Source organism: Variovorax sp. 20P10.2.4 (assembly GCF_058244205.1).
Window position 1 is genome coordinate 1 of sequence record NZ_JBZAYE010000437.1, and the last position, 6,282, is coordinate 6,282.

At 68.4% G+C, this 6,282-nt stretch carries 5 protein-coding genes; 3 read left to right on the top strand and 2 right to left on the bottom strand.

The genetic code is table 11. The features are described from left to right. Window positions 1-174: 174 nt before the first annotated feature. A complete protein-coding gene (locus AC27VN_RS29485; RefSeq protein WP_490878840.1) occupies window positions 175-1,779 on the bottom strand; it encodes an ABC transporter substrate-binding protein in 1,605 nt (534 codons plus the stop codon). A 220-nt stretch (window positions 1,780-1,999) separates the two neighbouring features. Here AC27VN_RS29485 and AC27VN_RS29490 point away from each other — a divergent pair, with 220 nt between their 5' ends. Next, on the top strand, window positions 2,000-3,235 hold the full coding sequence (locus tag AC27VN_RS29490; protein WP_490878843.1) for an acyl-CoA dehydrogenase family protein: 1,236 nt from the start codon (window positions 2,000-2,002) through the stop codon (window positions 3,233-3,235). 128 nt (window positions 3,236-3,363) lie between these two features. On the opposite strand, the gene arr is transcribed toward AC27VN_RS29490, so the two are convergent. Then, window positions 3,364-3,774, bottom strand: a complete 411-nt coding sequence (gene arr, locus AC27VN_RS29495; protein WP_490878841.1) for an NAD(+)--rifampin ADP-ribosyltransferase — start codon at window positions 3,772-3,774, stop codon at window positions 3,364-3,366. Between the two features lie 198 nt (window positions 3,775-3,972). On the opposite strand from arr, the gene AC27VN_RS29500 reads away from it, so the two are divergent. Beyond that, window positions 3,973-5,157, top strand: coding sequence for an LLM class flavin-dependent oxidoreductase (locus AC27VN_RS29500; protein ID WP_490878842.1), 1,185 nt, complete (start codon window positions 3,973-3,975; stop codon window positions 5,155-5,157). A gap of 61 nt (window positions 5,158-5,218) precedes the next feature. Then, entirely contained in the window at window positions 5,219-6,244 is a 1,026-nt protein-coding gene (locus AC27VN_RS29505; protein WP_490878844.1) for an aldo/keto reductase, read from the top strand. Window positions 6,245-6,282: the final 38 nt, after the last annotated feature.

Here is a 6,282-nt window from a genome sequence, read left to right on the forward strand (position 1 = left end):
GTCGAAGCGGTCGATGCGCGCGAGCAGGTGCTCGAGCAGCGCCACCGCGCTGACGCGGCCCTCGGCCAGCGCGCGGGCCTGTTCGCCGGCGCTGGCGAAGCTCAGTGCATGGAGTTGGTCGTTCGTGATGTCCTGGAGGCTCATGGCGGTCCGTCCGTCTCTGTCTTTTCTGTCTTACTTGCGGGGTTCGATCCAGGCATCGGCGAAGTCGCCGGCCGTGAGATCGATGCTGTTGTTGAGTTCGTGCACGCGGGTGCTGTAGACCTGCAGCGCCGAATGCACCGTGACCAGCGGCACCACCGGCAGCTCGCGGCCCACGATCTGCTGGATCTGGCGGAACTGGGTGGCGCGCTTCGCGCCGTCGAGCTCGACCGCGGCCTGGCGGAACAGCTCGTCGACCTGCGGGTTGTCGTAGTGCGAGGCATTGATCCAGATCAGCGGATTGCGCACCCCGTCGCCCCAGTAGATGCGCTGCACGCCCACCGTCGGGTCGAACAGCCGGCCCAGGCCGTTGAGGTTGATATCGAAGTCGCGCGTGCTGTAGACGCGCTTGAGGAAGGTGGGCAGGTCGCCGTCGACGATCTCGACCTTGACGCCGATGCGCGAGAAGGCCGCGCGCAGGTAGTCGCTGGTGCGCTTGAAGTCCGCGCCCGGGATGTAACTCAGCCGCAGCGAGAAGCGCGTGCCGCCCGCGCCGCGCGGCTGGCCGGCCTCGTCGAGCAGGCGGTTGGCCGCGGTCACGTCGAAGGGATAGCGGAAGGTGCTGTCGTCGTAGTAGTCGGCCAGCACGCGCGGGATCGGCGAGTTCACCACCTCCACGCGCTTGTAGTAGATGGTGTCGCGGATGAAGTTGCGGTCGATCGCCTGCGCGATCGCATGCCGCACCTTCGGGTTCGCGAGCACCGGGTTCTCGAGGTTGAACTCGAGGAACGAGGCGTTGTTGAGGAAGGCGTCGTAGGTGGCGTCGACCTTGAGCTTCGGGTTCTTCTCGAGCCGTTCGAGGTCGGCCAGGCCCACGCCGAGCGCAGCATCGACCTCGCCGGTCTCGACCGCGGTGGAGATCGCGGCCGGATCGCGCACGAACTTCACGATCACGCGGTCGAGGTGCGGATAGCCCTTGCGCCAGTAGTTCGGGTTCTTCTTGAGGACCAAATGGCTGCCGCGCACCCACTGGTCGAACACGAAGGGACCGGTACCCACCGGCGCCGTGACGTTGGGATTGCCCAGCGGCTCGCCGTCGGCGTAGCGGTGCGAGGGCACGATCGGCAGTTCGGCCGAAGACAGCGACTTCAGCAGGAAGGGCGCGGGCTTCGACAGCACGATCACCGCGGTCAGCGGATCGGGCGCGTCGACGCGTTCCACGTTCGCGAGCGTGATGCGCCCGCGCGGTCCCTGCTTCTTCTGGGTGAGGATCGAATAGCGCACGTCCTCCGCGCTGAAGTCGCGGCCGTCGTGCCACTTCACGCCGGGGCGCAGCTTGAAGGTGTACTTCAGGCCATCGGCGCTGACCTGCCACGACGTGGCGAGTAGCGGCTGCGCGCGGAACTGCGCGTCGTAGCGCAGCAGGCCCTCGGTGATCTTCGCACTGATGTTGCGGTTGTCGGTCTTGGTGTCGAGGAAGGACACCAACGAGGTCGGCTCCTGCGACACCGCGAGCGTCAGCGTGCCGCCGTCGATGGGTTGGGGGGAGGATGCGGTGCCCTGCGCGAAGGCGCCCGGGAGCGAGGCGGCCACTGCCGCGGCGAGGGCGACGCGCAGTGCCCATCGATCGAATTTCATTCTCTGACTGGTTAGCGGTTGGGCCGCCGATGGTCTGGGATATCCCCGCGAAATCCAAGCGCGCGCTTAGCATCTTTTCGCGTTTGAAAATGCGCCGTGCTCCACGCGATCCGTGCCCGTTCGCCATTGCAGGAATGCGAGTTTTCTTATGCGGGAAACGGCCATGCCGCGCGCCCATACTGCGTTCATCCTCGACCGCTCGCTGACCGCACCTTCACCGATGAACGCACCCGACCGCGCCGCGCTGGCGCCCGACCTCCAGACCCTGCTCGATCGCCTGCCCGCGCTGGCCACGGCCATTGCACAAGGCGCCTCGCAGCGCGAGCGCGACCGCGTGCTGCCCTTCGAGGCCTTCGCGCTGTTCCGCGCCTCCGGCCTCGGCGCGCTGCGCGTGCCGCCCGAGCGCGGCGGTCCCGGCGGCTCGGTCGAGGACCTGATCGAGGTGGTCGCGACGCTCGCCGCGGCCGACTCCAACGTCGCGCATGCGCTGCGCATCCACTACAACGCGATCGAGCTCTGGACCACGGCCCCGCCCAATGCGAACAGCGAACTGCAACTGGCGCGCGTGCGCGAAGGCGCGCTGTTCGGCGGCGCCTTCACCGAGCTCGGCACACCCAAGTCGGGCACCGTGACCACCGCGCTCGAGCGCGACGGCGATCGCCTGGTCCTCAACGGCCGCAAGTACTACGCCACCGGCACCGCCTTCTCGGACTACGCGAGCATCGCGGTGCGCGACCCCGAGGGCCGCGACGTCGCCATCGTCGTGCCCACGCGGCGCGAAGGCCTGCACGTGAAGGACGACTGGGACGGCATGGGCCAGCGCCTGACCGCGAGCGGCAGCCTGGAGTTCAAGGGCCTCGAGGTGCAGGCCGACGAGCTGGTGTACGGCAGCCCCAAGACCCTGCAGCGCCGCCATGCATCGTCACTGCGCCAGCTCTACCTGGTGGCCGTGGCCGCGGGCATCGTGCGCAACATCTTTGCCGACGCGCTCGACTACGTGCGCCACCATGCACGGCCGGCCGCGCACAGCCCGGCCGACAGCGCGGCACAGGATCACTTCACGCAATGGGTGGTCGGCGACCTCGCGACCGCCACGCATGCGGTCGATGCGCTGATCGCGGACAACGCGCGGCGGCTCGATCGTTCGGCGCGGGCGCTGCGGGTCGATGCGGCGACGGACCGCGAGGACGAGCGCACGCGGCAGTTAGTGCTCGAAGGCGCGCTCGCCACCGCGAAGACCCAGCTCGCGGTGAGCCGCATCGCGCTGCAGGCGGCCGAGCGGATCTTCGAGGCCGGCGGCGCATCGGCCACCTCGCGCCGCCACAACTTCGATCGCCACTGGCGCAACCTGCGCACGATCTTCAATCACAACCCGCTGCAGCAGAAGGCACGCGTGATCGGCGACCACCATCTGAACGGCACGACCACGCATCTCGAAGAGGGCAAGGTGTTCTGACAAGGTGTGAATAAACCTGCTGCGCGCCCCGATATCGCACCTGCGGTCCTCACCGTACGTGAGTACGGCTGCGGTCCTCGGCGCGACCTTGGGGCGCTCGCTACGGTTTCTTCACACCTTGTTGGCGTTCAGTCCTCGATCGCCTCGATGCCCGCGCGCCTGAGTTCCTCCAGGCGCTCGCGCATCGCCTGCAACTGCTCGGGCGCATGGCCCTGCCAATCCTTCACCTCGCCCGTGATCCGCAGCGGCTGCCGCGTGCGGTAGGACTTGGTCGGGTTGCCGGGAAATTTCTTGTCGGTCAGGTTGGGATCGTCCTCGATCGGCCCGGTCGGCTCCACCACGTAGATCCGGCCGCGGCCCTCGCCGACGGCCAGCTCGGCGCCCCAGGTCGCGGCCTCGAGCGTGGCGCTCAGGTAGACATACACGGCCTTCCTGCGCTGGCCGTAGTTGGAGCTGTAGCCGGCCTCGATCAGGTCACCGAGGTTCAGGTCGGCCTTGGTGCCGTGGTAGTAGGGCGGTGGGGTGGGGGTGGCTGACATGTGCGGATGTACCTCCGGGAAAAGTCGAGCCGAAGGAGGTTAGCGGAGTTCCATGCCCACGCTCCTACGCTTTCTCGTGTTCCCCCAAAGCCGTCCACCTTCGCCATTGCGCCTCCCCGCATGTCGATATGCGAATTACGGGCGTGCCATTCCCGCCCCTGCTGGCCAGAATCCGCGCCAGCAGAAAGTAATCCTCCAATGTCCCTGTCACACCGACCCGGCGCCATCGCCGGATGGGAGCGCTTTGTCGCGCCGACCGAATTCGCCGCCAGCCCGATCTCCCGCGCCTTCGAGCAGCCGGTGCTGCTGGGCCTGTTCCTGCCGATCCAGGCCGGGGGCTGGAGCGCGTCGACCTTGCCGCGCACCACCGACTGGCGCTTCGACTACAACCGCGACCTGGTGCTGCAGGCCGAACGGCTGGGTTTCGACCTGGTGTTCGCGCTCTCGCAATGGCTGCCCAAGGGCGGCTACGGCGGGGTGTTCAACGGCAACGCGCTCGACTCCTTCATGACGACGGCGGCGCTCACCGCGGTGACGCAGCGCATCCTGCTGATCTCGACCATCCACGTGCTCTACGGGCCGCTGCATCCGCTGCACCTGGCCAAGTACGCGGCCACGCTCGACCACATCTCGGGCGGGCGCTGGGGCATCAACGTGGTGACGGGGCATCGCGCGGTCGAGCACGAGATGTTCGGCTCGCAGCGCATCGAGCACGATCGGCGTTACGAACTCGCGGCCGAGTTCCTCGAAGCGGTGCAGCGGCTGTGGGCCGACACCGAGAACTGGTCGTTCCAGGGCGAGTCGCAGTGGAAGCTCGACGGCGCCTTCGTGTCGCCCAAGCCGCGCTTCGGGCGGCCCGTGCTGGTGAACGCGACCGGCTCGGACGCCGGCATCGAGTTCGCGGCGCGCTACTCCGACATCGTCTTCATCACCAGCCCGGCCGGCTCGAGTTTCCCGAGCGCGATCGAGGCGCTGCCGGCGCACACGGCGCGCGTGAAGCAGGCCGCGCGCGACGTGGGCCGCGAGGTGCGCACGCTGCTCAATCCCATGGTCATCAGCCGCGCGACCGAGAAGGAGACCTGGGCCTACCACGACGCGATCGTGGCGCATGCCGACATCGATCCGCAGGCCAGCTTCAACCGCTTCGACAGCGACGCCCATGCCTGGCGCGGCCGGGTCGGCAACGACGCCGCCAAGCGGCGCGCCATCGGCGGCAACATCGAGGTGATCGGCACGCCCGAGCAGGTGGTCGAGCAGTTCGTGCAGCTCAAGCGCGCGGGTGTCGACGGCCTGCAGCTGAGCTTCTACGACTTCAAGCCCGATCTCGAATTCTTCGGCGACCGCATCCTGCCGCTGATGAAGCAGGCCGGGCTGCGCTTCTGATTCCGGCGCGTCACGCGCGCTGCTTCTTCCTACCTCTCTTCTTCTTTCTCCCATGAGCACCATCGACTACCGGCCGCTCGGCCGCAGCGGCATCCTCGTCTCGCCGCTGACCCTCGGCACCATGATGTTCGGCGGCCAGACCGACCGCGCGACCTCGCAACGCATCGCCGACCGCGCGCGTGAGCAGGGCGTGAACTTCATCGACACCGCCAATGCCTACAACCAGGGCCAGTCGGAGACGGTGGTCGGCGAACTGATCGCGCCGCATCGGCAGCACTGGGTGCTGGCGACCAAGTTCGCCAATGCCGATCCCGACATCGAAGGCCCGAACAACCGCAGCACCGGCCGCCACGGCATCGTGCGCTCGGTCGAGGCCAGCCTGAAGCGCCTGGGCACCGACCACATCGACCTGCTGTACCTGCACCGCGAGGACCGCCAGACGCCGGTGGAGGAAACCGTGCGCGCGCTCGGCGACCTGATTCGCGCGGGCAAGCTGCGCAGCTACGGTCTGTCGAACCACAGCGCCTGGAAGATCGCCGAGTTCGCGCGCACGGCCGATGCGCTCAACGTCGACCGGCCGGTGGCGACGCAGCCGCTCTACAACCTCGCGAACCGGCAGATCGAGGCCGAGCACCTGCCCGCGGCCGAGTACTACGGCCTCGGCGTGGTGTCGTACAGCCCGCTCGCGCGCGGCGTGCTCACGGCCAAGTACCGGCCCGGCGAGGCGCCGCCGCCCGGCACGCGCGCGGGCCGCGACGACAAGCGCATCCTGCAGACCGAATGGCGCCCCGAATCGCTGGAGATCGCGCAGCGCGTGAAGGAACACGTGGAAGGCCGCGGCATCACGGCGGGCCAGTTCGCGCTGGCCTGGGTGCTCAACAACCGGCTCGTGACCTCGGCCATCGCCGGGCCGCGCACGCTCGAACAGTGGGAGGACTACGTGCCCGCGCTGCAGTACCGCTTCACCGACGCGGACGAGGCGCTGGTCGACGGCCTCGTGACCACCGGCCATTCGTCGCGCCCGGGCTTCAACGATCCCAGCCACCCGTTCTTCGGCCGCAAGCCTCGGCATCGCGCGGCGCCATGAGCGCGCTGGCCGCATCGATCGAGGTTCGGGCGGATCTG

Coding starts and splice junctions, on each gene's coding strand:
- arr (WP_490878841.1), bottom strand. CDS start 3,774: ATGTCAGCCACCCCCACCCCACCGCCCTACTACCACGGCACCAAGGCC.
- AC27VN_RS29500 (WP_490878842.1), top strand. CDS start 3,973: ATGTCCCTGTCACACCGACCCGGCGCCATCGCCGGATGGGAGCGCTTT.
- AC27VN_RS29485 (WP_490878840.1), bottom strand. CDS start 1,779: ATGAAATTCGATCGATGGGCACTGCGCGTCGCCCTCGCCGCGGCAGTG.
- AC27VN_RS29490 (WP_490878843.1), top strand. CDS start 2,000: ATGAACGCACCCGACCGCGCCGCGCTGGCGCCCGACCTCCAGACCCTG.